Genomic DNA, 16,723 nt, shown 5'->3' on the forward strand with positions numbered 1-16,723 from the left:
TCGCTGTATACATACCGATAACCGTTACGTTAGTTCAAAACGTGCGGGTGATCGGGACAAAATTGCGATGGAGTCCAAACTGTCAGATACCAACTCTCATTTAATGCCTGACAGGTATTACAGATTTTGCAGCAGCTGCCACAGCGAGGCGCCAATGCCTGTGATGCTTTCGCCTGCGATCAGCCCTGCCGCTGCCGCAATAGCAAAGCGCTCTGTCAAACTACGCCAGCGCAAGCTGGCAGCCCAGGTCAGGATTGCGCCCAAGGCCATCATCAGGGAAATCGAGGCTGGCAGGATGAACGCTAACCCCAGCGCGGCTGCACTGGGCAGATAGCGGGCCAAGCGAGCTTTCGCGCAGGCATCTAATATTCCCAGAACCAGCCCGACTACGGCAGCAATGAGCATGGCCCACCGGATACTGGTTGAAAGCGAGTCCAACCCTGATGTCAGCGTCTGCGCCACGGCCTTCCAGGTAGCCACAGCGGGCGCAGGCCACTCCTCAGTCAGCAGCATGGTCTGGGGGTCGGGAATCAGCGTCTGATAGACCAGCACCCCCACGACACTGCCTATTGCAATGCCCAGGCATTGGGCGATCACCTGCTTGGCTGGCGTTGCCCCAATAGCATGGCCCACCTTGAAATCGTTCATCAGATCCGTGCACTGCCCGGCAGCGCCACCCGCAGTATTGGCACTCATCAGATTGATTGGCACCTGCCCCGGCGCCACGATACCAAAGCCCAACTGAGACAGTTGCCCGATGGCACCAATAGGAGGGATGCCGGTTGCTCCTACGACGCGTGCAGCCACAGCCGCCAGACACAGCGCGAGTGGAATGGTCAGCAGGGCCATGAGCCAGTTAATACCAAACAGGGCCGCTTGTAGCGTCACGATCAACCCAATGGCGACCGCCAATCCTGCCAGCGGACCGAGCTTAGGCCGCTGCCAGACAACGGACGTGCCCGTAGAGGCGGATTTACCAACGTTTCGTACCTGCACTATGCGCAAGGCTAGAGATGCCAAGGTAGAGATCACCATGATGGTCACCCCTGGCCATAAGAGCCATTCTACAAGCACCGCAAACTGCGGCCCTTCGCTGCCAGGCGGAAGCTCCACCAAGCCTTGTGCCAGCAGCCAGGGCGCTATGCCACCCCAGGTTAAAGCAGCGCCCAATAGAAGCGTCAGCCCGACACGAAGCCCGATAATGCCGCCAAAGCCGACCAGCAGTAGCGACGGGTCGAAGGTAAAGGTCAGCCGCTCCAGGTGAGCCGTAGGTGACCACCGTGGAAAGGCCCAGTAGAAGGTATCGACCGCTTTGACCAGCCCGGAAAAAACAGCCGCCCCAATGAGCACCCATAGGCGGCGCATGGCTTCCTGCCCATGGTTGTAGATATGGGTCATGGTTTCCAGCGTTGCCATGCCTTCGGGAAACTTGAGGTTGTTGTCGGCAATGAGCGAAGGCCGTAGATACCAGGCGATCCAGATTCCCAGAAAGCTGACTGAAAATACCCAGGCCATCATTGGACCGGCTTGCAATTGTTCACCGGTTAGCAGTGTATAAGCAGGAATTGGCGCAACCAGACCACCCGAAATAATGGACGCGGCAGCAGACGCAACGGTCTGGTTGATATTGCTCTCATGTATGGTCCAAGCAGGACAGCTTCGCGAGCGGCTGGCAAGCCCCTGCCAGAAACTAAAGCCGATCAAGAGCGCAATGATCGACATATTGAACGACCAGCCGATCTTGAGCCCCGCGTAGACATTGGATGGGGTTAATACAATACCCAACACCAGGCCAGTCAATACGGCGCGCAGACTAAGCTCGCGTTCCACTTTCATAGGCCGCCCCTGGACAAGCTCATGGGCTGGTCAGTACGGGTAGCGAAACCGTCACTAGAAGGAGATATCAAAGCAATCACACCAGATCCTTTTTATTCGATGAGGGTGTGTAGCACTTCGTCCCTCGTAACCGGCGAAGCGCTTAAAACAACGACCATGAAAAATCAGTCAAGGTCCCTGCTTTTCCTAAATTGGCATTCAGGGGCTTCCTCCCTTCGCTGATTAGCCTGTTAAAACGTCTCGTTCCAGGCAAGATCAATGCTTTTCGAGGGCCTTTACCGCAGCTCGCCCTGTCTTTAGAATATGTGAGAACGGTTCTCATTTTTCCATTTATGGAAAGGTTCATGGCAACGGGCGAAATAAAAACAGCTCCTGAGTTAAACGTGCTGTACCGCAACCATGGTGACTGGCTGACGGGATGGCTACGCAGGCAAACAGGGTGCATCCAGCGCGCGGAAGACCTGCGGCAGGACACATTCGTACGGCTACTGGCCAAGCCTGAGTTGCCAACCATGCGTGAGCCTCGAGCCTTCCTGACCCAGATCGCCAAAGGTCTTCTGATCGATCATTATCGCCGTGCCAGTCTTGAACGCAGCTACCTTGAAGCCCTCTCCACTCTGGGCGATGAGCATTACCCCTCTGCCGAAGAACTGGCGATGATCACCGAAGCACTGGCCGAGCTTGATCGTCTGCTTGGCAAACTTTCTAGCAAGGCGCGGGCGGCATTTCTCTATAGTCGCCTCGATGGCCTCACCCACCCTGAAATTGCCCAGCGACTGGGCGTATCGGTTCCACGGGTTCGCCAATACATCGCTCAGGGGCTGCAGCAATGCTATATAGCCCTCTACGGGGAACCGGTGTGAATGTAAGACCTGTAAGCCGCCAGGTTCTGGATCAGGCCATAGACTGGCAAGTGCGCCTGGAAATGGGGGAAGCCAGTCAGGATGAGCTAAGTGCCTTGCAGACCTGGCTTGCAGAACACGCCGAGCATCGTCGCGCCTGGGAACAGCTGAACGGCATTAACCAGCGCCTGCGTATTGCCGAGCAACCCGCGGCACGAACTGCCTTGTTAAGACCGCCGTCCAATGGACGTCGACGCCTGGGCCAAAGCGCTCTGGCCGTCGCCTTTGCCGGTGTTCTGGGCTTGGTTGCTATTGATCGTTACATTCCGGTTCGTTATGTCTTTGCTGATAACGTGACCCCCACTGGCGAGCAGCGCACCCTGATGCTGCCGGATCACACGCGTATCGTCCTCGGCAGCCGCAGCGCTCTGGATGTTCGCTTCGATGAAGAGGAACGTCGGGTGATCCTTTTGGCCGGGGAAGCCTTTATTGAAACCGGACATGACACCACCAGCCGCCCCTTTATAGTCCAAACCCAGGCTGGACGGCTACGCGCGCTGGGTACCCGCTTTCTTGTGGAAGAGGAGTCACGCGGCTCGCGGCTGACAGTATTGCAATCCGCGGTGGCCGCACAGCCGCGCTTTGGTCTTGCCGAAGCTGTTATTCCTCAAGGCGAGCAAGTGCTCATGATGGCGGACCGGCTGGATGAGCTTAAAAACGCTCCGGCAAGCGCTGATGCATGGGTCCATGGGATGCTGGTGGTCGATAATCAGCCTCTGGGTGATGTCGTGGCCGCCCTGAGCCGTGAGCGCACCGGGCTGATTACCGTGGATCCTGCCATTGCGAAACTGCGTGTTACCGGGACCTTTCCTCTGCATGATGCCGACCAGGCCCTACGCGCCCTTGCGCTCAATACCCCCATACGAGTAGAGCAACATACACGCTGGTGGCTAGCCGTAAAGCCTCGCTAACTGCCAGGGCTTGGGTGTGGCTTCCCTCTTTTGCTCATTTTTCTATTTCCCTTATTCGAAAATATTCCAAGACAGCTCTATCACTTTGCCATTCTCATTCGGCAATGAAACGAATTCGCATTCGCCTCTTGGAGAGAGCCATGTCGTCGCTGTTCCGTCCATCCTTGCTTGCCGCTGCACTTGTCTTAGGCCACGTCACGTTAGTCCATGCCCAAACAGCCACGACTGAACGAGCCTATCAACTGCCTGCTGCGCCCTTGGCCAGCACGCTCAACCGCATTGCCAGCGAGGCGGGCCTAACCCTCAGCCTTGACCCGTCGATGGCTTCCGGTCGCACCTCCAGCCCGGTTAACGGCCGCTACGAAGCAACCGAAGCCCTGCGTGAAGCCTTACGCGGCACTGGACTTGAACTGACCGAGCGCGAACCTGGCGTCTATACCGTACGCACATTGCCGGTACAAAGCGAAACACTGAGCATGGCAGCCACCACCATTACGGCCGGTGAGCTGGAAAATGCCTGGGGACCTGCTGAAGGCTATGTAGCTACGCGCTCAGCCTCTGGCACAAAGACCGATACGCCGATCCTGGAAACGGCTCGCTCCATGTCGGTTGCAACCCGTGAGCAAATGCGCGACCGCGCCGTACACAACATTGATGATGCCGTGCGCTACATGCCAGGCATCGTGGCCAGTAGTTACGGCAGCGATACCCGTGCCGACTGGCTACGTGTACGAGGCTTTGAGCCGACCCGCTTTCTCGACGGGCTGCGCTTGCCAGATGGCGTCTATGTCGACCCCAAGCCTGAAACCTGGAACCTTGAACGCCTGACCCTCCTGCGCGGCCCGGCGTCCTCCATCTATGGGCAGACGCCACCCGGCGGCCTGATCGATATGGTTAGCCTTCGCCCTCAGGCGGAGACCAGCCATGAGGTACGCGCAGAGGTCGGTAGCGACAATCATCGCCAGATTAATTTCGATACGACGGGTGCAATTGATGAAAATGCCAATGTGCTCTACCGCGTGAGCGGTGTAGTCCGCGACAGCGATACGCAGATTGATCACATCGAAAACAAACGCTACAACATCGCGCCAAGCATCACCTGGAACATCGACGATGACACACACCTGACGCTTCTGTCGCAATACACGCGCGATGATACGGGAACGACCAGTCAGTTCCTGCCCCTCCAAGGCACCAAAATTGATGGCCCGTGGGGCAAGGTTTCCCACCACAAGAATTTGGGCGATCCGGATTGGGAACACTACGATCGAACCTACTACTCTCTTGGATATGCGTTCGATCACCGTCTAAACGATGTCTGGCAGTTCCGCCAGAACGCACGTTATACCAAGAGCGATCTGTCGTTTCGGACAATCACACCGGCGGCTTATCCTGGCCTGTATGTAGACGACAATACGACAATCCCAACCGTTTTGGCTGACGGCACCTTGCAACGTAGCACTACGTCTGTAAATGAGGATATCAGCCAGTTCGCTATCGATAACAATTTCCAAGGGGACTTCAACACAGGCAACCTGCAGCATACGCTGCTTCTAGGCCTGGACTACCAGCGCTCCAACAATAACTACACCTCCATTTTTGGATCTGCGCCTGCGAGCAATATTCATAACCCCGTGTATGGCCTGCCTATCGATAAACCAGCGCGATCAGCAGCATATTACGACTATGACCAGAAGATTCACCAGACTGGTCTTTACATTCAGGATCAGATCGCTCTTGATCGCTGGCGCCTTACCCTGGGCGGACGTAAGGACTGGGTTACCACTGATACTCAGTTCTACACCGCTTTAGCAAACGGTGCCCACCCCAAACACAGCGACACAGCGTTTACCGGTAATGCGTCCCTGAGTTACATCTTCGACTCTGGAATAGCACCTTATATTTCCTATTCAGAGTCTTTTCAGCCCAGTACTGGTGCAGATATAGATACCAATGAGCCACTCAAGCCCACGGAGGGTAAGCAGTACGAACTTGGTGTGAAATATCAGCCTATTGGGTCAGATACTTTACTCACAGCGGCCATCTATGAGTTGACTCAAGAGAATGTCAAAACATCCAACTTGGTTGGTGGGGCTCAGTCGCAAGTTGGGAAAGTTAAGGTACGCGGTGTGGAGCTAGAAGCCACCTCAAATCTAACGGCAAATCTAAAGCTCATTGCAGCTTACTCATATACTCACACGGATGTACGTGACCCGCTATACAACGACAAGCGCCTGCAGCTCATCCCTGAACACCAAGCCGCGCTCTGGGCTGACTACACTTGGAACACAGGCCTCTTAGACGGCTTCGGCATAGGCGCTGGCGTTCGCTACGTAGGCGATACATATGGTGATAGAGGTAATAAGCCGGAAGGCTATGCCGGCTCCTACACCCTATATGACGCTGCCGCGCACTATGACTTGGGCCGCCTCGACAGCCGCCTGAAAGGCGCCTCCGTAGGCGTGAATGCCACCAACCTGTTCAACAAGGACTATATTTCTACCTGTGATGGTTATTACTGCTACTACGGCGACCAACGTAGCGTGATCGCCAACGTCACCTACAAGTGGTAATCGCTTAGCGCTGTGACAAAGCCGGCCTGCAGCCGGCTTTTGTCCATCAGGAAGAGACCTGATGATTCGACACTAGTAGCATTGATCACGCAGAACGCTTGCATAACAGCCCGTGCATCGCGGACGATCACGGTTCAGCTTTCGTTAAGCTTTTGATGAAGAGAGTGCGTGATGTCGATGATCCTCTATCACACCCCTGCATCCCCATTCGGCCGCAAGGTCGTCGTGATGCTGCACGAGACCGACCTGATCGAGCAGGTCGAGCTGGAGATCGTCCAGCAAACGCCCCTCAACCCTAACCGTGATGTCATCGATGCCAACCCGTCCGGCAAGATTCCGGCACTGCGCCTGGAAGATGGCACCACCCTGCATGACAGCCGCGTCATTCTGGATTACCTGGACACGCTGCATCAGCACACCCCTATGATTCCTCATCATGGGCCTGAGCGTTGGCGGCGCATGACGCTGGCCTCTTTGGCCGATGCCATGACTGAATCAGCCGTGCAGATCCGCTATGAAACCTTCATGCGGCCACAAGGCTTGCAGTGGAAGCTTTGGCTGGACAATCAGCATGAGAAGATTGCGCGCTCGCTGGATTACTTCGAGCAAACGGCCCTACCCGAGCTTGAAGGGCACTTTGATATGGCCTGTATCGGACTGGCCTGTCTATTGGGTTATCTGGACTTGCGTGTAGCCAATTGGCACTGGCGTGGCGAATACCCCAAGCTGGCCGCCTGGTATACCGAGGCGGATCAGCGCCCCTCGATGCAGGCGACCCGCCCCGAGGCACGCTAACTTTTCCGAGGCGCCAGCATTACTTGGCGCCTCACCCTCTCGGTTTTAGCAGCGAGGCGACCCAGACACGTACTTTTCCCTGGGGTCAACCGCTGCATCCAGCTTGCGTAATGCCTTGGCGCCGATCAGCAGCGGATAGCGGAAATGACTGCGGTCCGTCAGGTTGACTTCGATGGTGCGGGATACATCCCCTACGCACACCTCCATCTCGATCACCGGACGCTGGGCGCTGGACGGCGCTTCGTCGTCCCCCTCCTCATCGCCTTCATCCGAACGACTTTTGATCTTGCTGATTCGCGCCAAGCGGTGCTCGAATGTCGTATCGTTCGCCTTTTCCGTTGCCAGGCGGAAACTTACCCACTGGTCGCCATCACGCTCGAACGTCTTGATGTCCTTGGCCGACAACGAGGCTGTCCAGGCGCCTGTATCCATCTTGGCCGGCAGGGATACACCCAGCTCCGGAAGGCGGAACGTCTCATAGCGACCATAAAGGGTAGGCTCGGCTGTTGCGAGCAACGGCAGGCTTAAAAGGCCTAACAGGGATAAAAAACGTTTCACTCAACTACTCCGGCAGGATCATTAATTGAAGTCTCCCGCGCCAGGGTCGCTATGTCCACAATGTACTGAGATTATCGAAACCCCATGCCTCTGGCGACTCACGGCTGATGATACGGTCATACCCCTTCCGGCGTGGCAGATCGATCACCTCATGCCTAATCGGCTCCTTATGCCTTGCGTCATAAAACACTTTTACGGTGGGCGTTAGCAGTGACTTGGGATTTTGCTCCATTACAACGGCGAGTCGCTCGCTCTCTAGCCTAACCAGCGAACCGACCGGGTAGATGCCAACGGCTTTAACAAACGCTTGAAAGATGTGTGGATCGAAATGCCCTTTCCACTCCGCCATGCGCTTGACCGACTCGGCCGGATCCCAGCCCATTTTATAGGGGCGATCCGACGTCACCGCGTCATACACGTCACACACAGTGGCGATGCGAGACATCAGACTGATCTGTTCACCCAGCAGTCTATCCGGGTAGCCGTTACCATCGTATTTCTCATGGTGATGCAGACAAACATCGATTGCTATTTCATCTGCCTGCCACGCCCTGAGAATTTGCTCACCGGCCCTTGGGTGGCCCCGCATGATTTCGAACTCTTCGTCCGTCAGCTTGCCCGGCTTGTTGAGTACATCCAGCGGCATCGACATCTTGCCAACATCATGAAGCAAACCGGCCAGCCCCGCCTGCCGCGCCGTGGCTTCATCCAAACCCAGTGTTCGGGCCACAGCAATCATCAGGGCCGACACCGCTACGGAATGCAGATAAGTGTACTCGTCAGAGGTTTTGAGTCGTGCCAGGCTGATCAACGCATTAGGATGGCGCAGAACCGAATCGGAAATTTCCTCAACCAGGCCAGCGGCGTTGCCCATCTCGACAACCTGGCCCATCCGCGCATCTTCGAGCATACCCTTGACTGCGGCCTTGGCGCTGTCACAGAGCACCTTGGCCCGCTCTATTTCCTCGGCCATTTCGACCTGAACGACGGCCACGGGGCTACGTACTTTTGAAGGGCCTTCTGCCTGGGCAGGATCGACGTCGACCCCCTTAGCAATATCGATCCATAACCCCTCGATATCACTCTCAAGAATACGCTGCAGCTCACTCGGCGAACGAATGAGAAAGTCCCCTTTCCAGAAAGGGTGATCTACCCACGGGGCACAAAACTCGTTTACATACATACCCAGACGGGCCTGCGAAACAGGAATACGCTTAAGCATAATGAACAACTACAGCCGTTATCGGTGTTCTAGATAATCCATAGACTAGACGCCATTGCTGCCTAAGCGGCCCAGTAGAGGCTCAGTGTGTTTATGGCGCTAACGAGAAGAATAGTACCTAGGGAGAATTTATGCGTCATCTGATTGTCGGGCTGACAAGCAGCATCCTGCTCTTGATTAATACGATTATCCTGATCATCCCCTTGATGTTGATTGCACTACTCAAGCTGCTTTTTCCCTATAAGCCATGGCGAGATGCCTGTTCACGGGGGGTCATGACCATTGCAGAAACCTGGGCAGAAATCGACAAGCGTATTTTTGCGCTTTGCACACCTACGGTTTGGGACATACGAGGCGACGAAAACCTGCGTAAGGATCGTTCCTATCTCATCATCTCCAATCATCAGTCCTGGGTTGATATTCCGGCCCTTGTACAGACCTTCAATCGCCGCTCACCCTACTTCAAGTTTTTCCTGAAAAAAGAGCTGATCTGGGTTCCCTTTCTCGGCCTGGCATTCTGGGCGCTGGACTATCCTTTCATGAAGCGCTACTCAAAGGCCACATTGGAAAAGCGGCCAGAACTCAAGGGGATCGATCTGGAAATCACCCGCAGGGCCTGCGAGAAGTTTCGCGACCAGCCTGTTACGGTCGTCAACTATCTGGAAGGTACGCGCTTTACGCCCGCCAAACAGGCTCAGCAGCAATCGCCCTATCGCCATCTGCTCAAACCTAAAGCAGGCGGCGTCGCGTTCGTGCTGGCCTCACTGGGCAAGCAGCTCGATGCCATCCTGGACGTCACAATCATCTATGCCGATGAGAAAATTCCCGGCTTCTGGGCTTTGCTTAGCGGCCAGGTAAGGCGCGTCATTGTAGATATACGGACGCTTCCACTGGACCCTTCACTGTGTGAAGGCGACTATCAGAACGATCCCCTCTTTCGGGAGCACGTTCAGCAATGGGTCGGCAGGCTATGGGCCGAAAAAGATCAGCGGATCGAAACGCTGCAAAAAGAAATGCGCCAGGAGTAACCCTGGCGCATTGGGAGGAACCGTACACAGGCACGGATCGAAATCCGTGCCCGGACAGGTTTACTGCTTGGCGGCCTTGACCGTTACCGCCTTGATATCGGCCTTCGACAGCGGGTTGCTGGTCGAATTGGACAGCTCCTGGCGGTATGGGTTGGTCAGGGTTGACGTCAGACGAATGTCGTTGGACGCTGCACCTACCGAGATCTTGAACGTGTCGGCATCCACCACCCAATTGTTGGTCGCTTCACTGAAGTAAGCCAACGAACGGTCGTTGAGTTGCAGCGTCACGCGCTTGGTCTCGCCTGGGTTCAGGAATACCTTACCAAAGCCCTTGAGCTCCTTGATCGGACGTGCCACCTGTGCCTTGTTCTGACCAATATACAACTGAGCAACTTCAGCGCCTGCACGCTTGCCAGTGTTGGTCACATCGAAGGACACCTTGATCGGCGCGTTACCCACCACGACCTTTGGCGTTACCTTGATGTTGGAGTATTTGAAGCTGGTGTAAGACAGGCCATAGCCGAACGGATACAGCGGCTTGATACCGCTCATCTCGTAACCACGGTAGCCTACATACAAACCTTCACTGTACGCCATGCGAGTAATTTTCCCGGTGTTATCAAACTCGGGGAAACCGGCATAGACAGGGTTATCCTGCAACTTCTTCTCGATGCTATACGGCATTTTCGCGGACGGGTTGACTACCCCGTACAGGATTTCTGCCAGCGCCTGGCCACCATACTGGCCAGGATAGAAGGCATGCAATGCACCATCGACTTGGTCTATCCAGTCGGTCATGTTCAGACCGGTGCCGCCATGCATAACAACCACAGTTTTCGGGTTGACCTTGGCAACGCTCTGGATCAACTGGCTCTGGTACTCAGGCAAATCAAAGCCGTGGTCGAAACCTTCGCCTTCATACTCGTTGCTGTTACCCACAGCCATGACGACCGCATCGTACTTGGAGAGGTCCTGCGGGGCGGCCAGGGACGCCCAGCTCATCTGAACGCCAACCATGCCACCCATGGTAGAGATGTAGCCTTTGCGACGGGAGTACTCAAGCTTGATGTCGTAAGATTTACCTGCCTCCAGCATGACCTTGCCATACACAGGAATGGTTGGCGGAATGCTGTTTTTGGGCAGCGGATTACCGTCACCGTTATCAATGATCTTTTGACCGTTCACGTACAGGCGTACAGCACCGTCAGCGCGAACCTTGAAGATCTGTTCGCCGGAAATAGTCGGCGTTACAGAACCGGTCCAACGAACAGAAGTGTTCTGGTCATCGCCCGTAACTGGATAATTTGCACCGTTAGTGCTGTTGAAAACGTAATCCACCGTAGTGGTTTTGTTGCCATTGGCCCAGTCCAGATTCACGTGCTCGTCGATACGAGTATCGGAAGGGGTACCGGACCAGGTGGCGTTGTTGAAGAACTCGGCCTTCAGGCCTTTCTGGGTTTCACCCGACTCATCAACACTTGTCCACTCAGCTACATTTGGGTCAAGCGACAGAGCATCGATGAAATCAACTTGGGCATTGCCTGCCACTTGCCTCAGACCGCTCAGCTCGCTGACGAAGTTACGGGCGTCGACATTAGCACTACCAAAGCCAGTAGGCGGAGCGTACTTGGCCAGGTTGCCGATGACCGCAACGGACTTCACTTTGTCCTTGGCAAGCGGCAGTAGCTGATCCTTGTTTTTGAGCAGAACGATACCTTCGCGGGCACCTTCCAGAGCAGCTAGCTGACTGCCAACACTGTCCATATCTTTGGAGGCTGCCGCCATGGGCTTATCGAAGCGATATGCATAGATTTGACGCAAAATACGACGAACCTTGTCATCGATGGTCTCGTTCGACAGCTTGCCTGCCTTGATATAAGGCATCAGGACGGTGCTATTCATCTGATAGCCCATCATGTCCAGATCGGTCCCTGCATCTGCGGCCAGATAGCCATGTATAACAGCGTTATAGTCGCTTTGTACGAGACCCTTCCAGCCCCACTCCTTTTTCAGTACGTTGCTTAGCAGATGCTGATGCTCACAGGCGTAAACGCCATTGATCATCTGGAATGCGCACATCATCATGGCTACGTTGCCGTTCTTCGCAGACGACTCGAAGGCTGGCAGGTACATTTCGCGAAGAGTACGCTCGCCGATCCGCTCATCTAGGGTGAAGCGGTTGGTTTCCTGGTCGTTGGCAACGAAGTGTTTGGCGTTAGCCCAAACGCCCTGGGATTGAATGCCGTTAATAACGGCTGGAGCCATGACCGCGCCTAGATAAGGGTCTTCGCCAGAAAGGTACTCAAATGCGCGACCGCTGTAGGGCGAGCGATACATGGCCGCACCTGGGCCAGTTACAAAGTGATATCCGCCAGCGCGTGTATCGTAGCCCAGCGCCTGACCAAACTGCTTGGCGCGCTCAACGTTCCAAGTAGCAGCAAGGTTTGGACCTGAAGGATAAACGATGCCCTGATTGTTATTCTGGCTGGTATAGCGAATACCTACACCACCGTCGGCGCCATGAATTTGCGGCAAACCAAACTTATCTAGCCCCTTGATATCCCAAGGGCCTGTTCCACCGATAAGCGAAAGCTTCTCAGAGAGAGACATTTGACTCAATGTGCTCTGGACTTTCTTTTCAACCTGGGCAGGGTTTGCCTGGGTTACCGCATATGCTTGACCAACCGCCAGAGCCAAAGCTGTAAGTACAGCTCCCTGTAGCTTCATACTTCCCATTATTAATTAAGTCCTGCTTTTAAGTTAATAAAAATGAGTCACTTCGATATTGCCGAATATCAAGTTTTACTGACTTAACAGCGTCTCGTGTCCTGCAAAAAAGAGCCTTAAAAATTAATTAAAGTCTCTTCCACGAGTTGAGATTTTTTTATTATGGAAGAACGAACGAGAACAAAGATAGCAAAATGATGGCAACAGAAAGTCGCATTATATGGCAAAAAACCCGAAGATATTAATGCAAAAAAGACGAAAAATTGTCAAATGAAACGTTTTACCAAGTAGCTAACCATTTCTCTAATTTCACTTGAACTTCTGCGCCAAACCGCTGTCTGGCAAAGCTATTCACCAAAATATATCGATTAGAACCGAATCAAAAATCGAGAATTTAGATTTGATTTTTTCTTCCAGAAGAAATTAGCTAAATATATCTACCTAACTTAGGCAGATATTTATCTGAAGAGTGAGAGCGTAATGAAAAAGTTTATTTCCAGCCTATGCCTGGTAGCCGGTTTTGCCGTAACAGGATGCGCCCTGGCTGCTGACGACACAGCCACTGCAACTCAGGCGTCCGGCACCTCCAACGGCCTGATGCAACAGGAGCACAACAGCAAGGCCGCCCAGAAAGCCAAACAGGAGCAGGACACCAAAGGTGGCCGGCCCGACGGCGTATATAACCCGAATGCCCTGAGCACCAAATAAGCTCAGCCCGGCGCATAAGGAGCGCCTGCCTTTTCATAAGGGCGGGCGCTTTTCAGTCAGTTTAGATAGCGCGACTCTTACTGCTCCACGGCCTGGCTTTCAGTGCACCTCTTGGGTTTTGTCTTTATCCAAGCAGGATGTTTAGCCATGCCTTCTTTCCCCTACGCCCTTCACAAAGCAAAATCGACGAAGTGCCGCCTGTGCTTTTGTCAGCAATCGTTCAGCTAAAAACAGGTAATAGAGATAACTTTGCTGCTAAAAAGCGATTTGGCTCACAGGCTCTATTGAGCAGGATTTAGCAGTAAACACATATTATTGAGTTTCGACCTGTACACTAAGTGTTCATTTAACGGTGCGATTATCATCCGTTAGGCTTTGTTTTTTCGTTTAGCCAACGCTCACAGCTTTTTACGCTACCGCCTATAGCCATGAACCTACTCCAATCCGCCCCGTCGACAACGGCTGAACGCAGCCCTTCTCAGAGCGCTTCGCTGTCCTCTGTACCAACGGCTGAACCACCACGTACAGCCGAGGATACTCACGAGCTGAATGACAGTGTTGTATGCGAATGGCTGGTCAGCCAGGGCAAGATCAAGCCCAGCGATCTGGAGCGGGCACGCCGACTTCACGAGAGCTCATCCGGCGAAAGCTTCAGTCATCTGCTACTGCGCCTGGGTATGGTGTCCGAGCGCGACATGGCACAGGCTTGGGCGTCCTTGCTGAACGTTCCTCTGGTTCTGGAAAGCGATGCGCCGGAAATATTGGAAGAACTGATCGACGTCTCCACGCGCTTTTTAAAGCAGCACCAGATTGTCCCATTAGGGCAAGACAAAAGCGGTGAGGTCCATCTGCTGGTAGCTAATCCGGCCGAACGTTATGCCATCGAGGCATTCGAGTACGCCTGTGGTCGCTCGGCTCGGCTGTCCATAGGGCTGCGCAGTGATATTGAAAACCTGATCGAACGCTATTACGGCCAGGGTCGATCAGCCATGGGTACTATCGTGGAAAACCTCGATGCTCAGGCCAACTCGGAAGATGACATCGAACACCTGAAGGACCTGGCGTCAGAAGCGCCGGTCATTCGTCTGGTCAACCTGATTATCCAGCGCGCTGTAGAAAACCGCGCTTCGGATATCCATATTGAGCCTTTCGAGAATCGACTCAAGGTGCGTTACCGCATCGATGGCGTGCTGCATGAATCCGAAGCACCGCCTTCCAGCTCTACAGCTGCTGTTATCTCGCGGGTCAAGATCATGGCCAAGCTCGATATTGCTGAACGCCGCCTCCCCCAGGATGGCCGGATCATGTTGCGCATTCAGGGCAAGGAATTGGACCTGCGGGTATCGACCGTTCCGACCAGCTTTGGCGAATCCGTGGTAATGCGTCTGCTTGACCGCGAATCCGTGAGCTTTGACTTCGACACCTTGGGTTTTGCCGGCAAGTCGCTGGATAACTTCCTGCATGTATTGGAGCGGCCCCACGGCATTCTGTTGGTAACAGGCCCCACCGGCTCAGGCAAGACCACTACGCTGTATACTGCGCTGTCGCGCCTGAACACTGCCGAGCGCAAGATCATCACTGTAGAAGACCCGGTCGAATATCAGATTGAAGGCATCAACCAGATTCAGGTGAAACCATCCATTGGATTGGATTTCGCTGGCGCCCTGCGCTCTATCGTGCGTCAGGACCCGGATGTCATCATGATTGGTGAAATGCGTGACCTGGAAACCTGCAGGATCGCCATTCAGTCATCCCTGACCGGTCACCTGGTGCTTTCAACACTGCATACCAACAGCGCAGCCGGTAGCATCACGCGTTTGCTGGATATGGGGGTGGAGGACTATCTGCTAGCTTCTACAATCAATGGCATTCTGGCCCAGCGCCTTGTGCGCCGCCTGGAGCCTGCCCTGTCAGAGGCTTATGAACCGCTCCCGGAAGTCATCAAGGAATATGAACTCGAGAAATACACGGATGAACGCCCAATCCGCCTGTACAGGCCACGCCAAGACCTGCCGCCTAACGAAGGCTACCGGGGCCGCAGCGCCATTAGCGAACTGCTGGTCATGAGCGATACGCTACGCAGCCTGCTTATGCAGCGCGCCGATGCCGCCACGCTGGAGCAGGCTGCTCGTGCCGAAGGGATGTATACCCTGTATGAAGACGGGCTGCGCCAGGCGCTGGCCGGTACGACTACCTTGGAAGAGGTCTTGCGTGTGACGAGCGGAGACTGAGCATGGCCCAGTTTCGTTATCGCGCACTGGACGCTGCCGGTGAGTCCGTTACCGGCCATCTGGAGGCGGCTGGCCAGGATGAAGCCGTCAGCCAGCTGCAGGACCGAGGGTTTATGGTGCTACAGGTCACGCCGACGCAAGGCAATGCCTCGCAGGGATGGCGCGCCTGGCTCAACCGTGACCCGTTAAGTGGTGCCGGGCTTGCCCAGTTTACCCAGCAGTTGGCGACTCTCCTGGGCGCTGGACAGCCTCTCGACCGGGCCTTGAATATTCTGCTCAGCCAGCCCACGGAAGATAAATCCCGACGCCTGATCGAGCGCATCCGCGAGCGCGTCAAAGGTGGCAAGCCTCTTTCTGCCGCGCTTTCTGAAGAAGGCGGGCAGTTCTCACAGCTCTACATCAGCATGGTGCGTGCAGGAGAAGCCGGCGGCTCGCTGGAAGAAACCCTGGCGCAGCTCGCTCAATACCTTGAGCGCTCACAAGCCTTGAGGGGTGAAGTAATCAACGCCTTGATCTATCCAGCCTTTCTGGTTGTGGGCGTTCTTGGCTCGCTGGCCCTGTTGATGGCGTATGTCGTGCCACAATTTGTGCCGATCTTCGCTGACTTGGGCGTTCCTGTACCCTTCATGACCCAGTCTGTGCTCTGGATGGGTCAGTTTCTTTCACAATACGGCTTACTGCTGCTAGCAGTGTTGGTTGCCCTCATCTGGTTTACAGGTGCTCGTCTGCGCGACCCAGAGCGCCGTGTACGCTGGGATCGACGAATGCTCAGCATTCGAATGATGGGCCCCCTTGTACAGCGCCTGGAAACAGCACGACTGGCCAGAACGCTGGGTACACTGTTGACCAACGGCGTTCCATTGTTGACGGCGCTTTCGATCGGTCGTCAGGTTTGTTCCAATCATGCCTTGCAGGGCGCCGTTTCGCAGGCGGCCGATCAGGTCAAGGATGGTGGCTCTCTAGCCGCTGCGCTCAGCACCAGTAAACTGCTGCCACAGCTATCACTGCAAATGATTCAGGTCGGTGAAGAATCCGGCCAGCTCGATACCATGCTGATCAAGGTTGCCGACGTCTTTGATGCTGAAGCCAAACGTGGTATCGATCGACTCCTTGCGGCACTGGTACCCAGCCTGACCATTGTCATGGCGGTACTTGTGGCCTTTATCATGCTGGCCATCATGCTTCCATTGATGAGCCTCACCAGTAACATCTAACCGTAACGAGCCTTGTTT

General features: G+C 54.7%; 12 protein-coding genes. 8 read left to right on the forward strand and 4 right to left on the reverse strand.

What is annotated here, in order from left to right:
* Positions 1–117 precede the first annotated feature (117 nt).
* On the reverse strand, positions 118–1,836 hold the full coding sequence (locus IEX86_RS17295) for an OPT family oligopeptide transporter (protein ID WP_188867389.1): 1,719 nt from the start codon (positions 1,834–1,836) through the stop codon (positions 118–120).
* 344 nt (positions 1,837–2,180) lie between these two features.
* Between IEX86_RS17295 and IEX86_RS17300 the strand changes: the two genes are divergently transcribed.
* The 4 genes from IEX86_RS17300 to IEX86_RS17315 all read left to right on the forward strand — a co-directional run bounded on the left by IEX86_RS17300 (position 2,181) and on the right by IEX86_RS17315 (position 7,017).
* Positions 2,181–2,699, forward strand: coding sequence for a sigma-70 family RNA polymerase sigma factor (locus IEX86_RS17300; RefSeq protein WP_188867390.1), 519 nt, complete (start codon positions 2,181–2,183; stop codon positions 2,697–2,699).
* Complete coding sequence (locus IEX86_RS17305; RefSeq protein WP_188867391.1) at positions 2,666–3,649, forward strand: FecR family protein; 984 nt, start codon at positions 2,666–2,668, stop codon at positions 3,647–3,649. Before IEX86_RS17300 ends, IEX86_RS17305 begins: the two co-directional genes overlap by 34 nt.
* Positions 3,650–3,789: 140 nt before the next feature.
* The gene (locus tag IEX86_RS17310; RefSeq protein ID WP_373290459.1) at positions 3,790–6,222 is read left to right on the forward strand and encodes a TonB-dependent siderophore receptor; all 2,433 of its coding nucleotides are present in this window, start codon (positions 3,790–3,792) and stop codon (positions 6,220–6,222) included.
* Between the two features lie 171 nt (positions 6,223–6,393).
* On the forward strand, positions 6,394–7,017 hold the full coding sequence (locus tag IEX86_RS17315) for a glutathione S-transferase (protein ID WP_188867392.1): 624 nt from the start codon (positions 6,394–6,396) through the stop codon (positions 7,015–7,017).
* Positions 7,018–7,062: 45 nt separating this feature from the next.
* Here IEX86_RS17315 and rloA2 read toward each other — a convergent pair whose 3' ends face one another.
* Both rloA2 and IEX86_RS17325 read right to left on the reverse strand, forming a co-directional pair.
* Complete coding sequence (rloA2, locus tag IEX86_RS17320) at positions 7,063–7,575, reverse strand: retropepsin-like aspartic peptidase RloA2 (protein WP_188867393.1); 513 nt, start codon at positions 7,573–7,575, stop codon at positions 7,063–7,065.
* A gap of 49 nt (positions 7,576–7,624) precedes the next feature.
* The gene (locus IEX86_RS17325) at positions 7,625–8,797 is read right to left on the reverse strand and encodes an HD-GYP domain-containing protein (RefSeq protein ID WP_188867394.1); all 1,173 of its coding nucleotides are present in this window, start codon (positions 8,795–8,797) and stop codon (positions 7,625–7,627) included.
* Between the two features lie 131 nt (positions 8,798–8,928).
* Between IEX86_RS17325 and yihG the strand changes: the two genes are divergently transcribed.
* Complete coding sequence (yihG, locus tag IEX86_RS17330; RefSeq protein ID WP_188867395.1) at positions 8,929–9,825, forward strand: 1-acylglycerol-3-phosphate O-acyltransferase, YihG family; 897 nt, start codon at positions 8,929–8,931, stop codon at positions 9,823–9,825.
* Positions 9,826–9,885: 60 nt separating this feature from the next.
* Here the strand turns inward: yihG and IEX86_RS17335 are convergent, their stop codons facing one another.
* Positions 9,886–12,561: a beta-glucosidase gene (locus IEX86_RS17335; protein WP_188867396.1), complete on the reverse strand. Its 2,676-nt coding sequence runs from the start codon at positions 12,559–12,561 to the stop codon at positions 9,886–9,888.
* Positions 12,562–13,032: 471 nt separating this feature from the next.
* Here IEX86_RS17335 and IEX86_RS17340 point away from each other — a divergent pair, with 471 nt between their 5' ends.
* The 3 genes from IEX86_RS17340 (at position 13,033) to gspF (ending at position 16,705) form a co-directional block, all read left to right on the forward strand.
* Entirely contained in the window at positions 13,033–13,260 is a 228-nt protein-coding gene (locus IEX86_RS17340; RefSeq protein ID WP_188867397.1) for a hypothetical protein, read from the forward strand.
* A 491-nt stretch (positions 13,261–13,751) separates the two neighbouring features.
* A complete protein-coding gene (gene gspE, locus IEX86_RS17345; RefSeq protein WP_373290461.1) occupies positions 13,752–15,491 on the forward strand; it encodes a type II secretion system ATPase GspE in 1,740 nt (579 codons plus the stop codon).
* A gap of 2 nt (positions 15,492–15,493) precedes the next feature.
* Complete coding sequence (gene gspF / locus IEX86_RS17350; RefSeq protein ID WP_188867398.1) at positions 15,494–16,705, forward strand: type II secretion system inner membrane protein GspF; 1,212 nt, start codon at positions 15,494–15,496, stop codon at positions 16,703–16,705.
* Positions 16,706–16,723 lie beyond the last annotated feature (18 nt).

Origin of the sequence: Pseudomonas asuensis (assembly GCF_014646755.1) — a bacterium.
Taxonomy (GTDB): Bacteria; Pseudomonadota; Gammaproteobacteria; order Pseudomonadales; family Pseudomonadaceae; genus Chryseomonas; species Chryseomonas asuensis.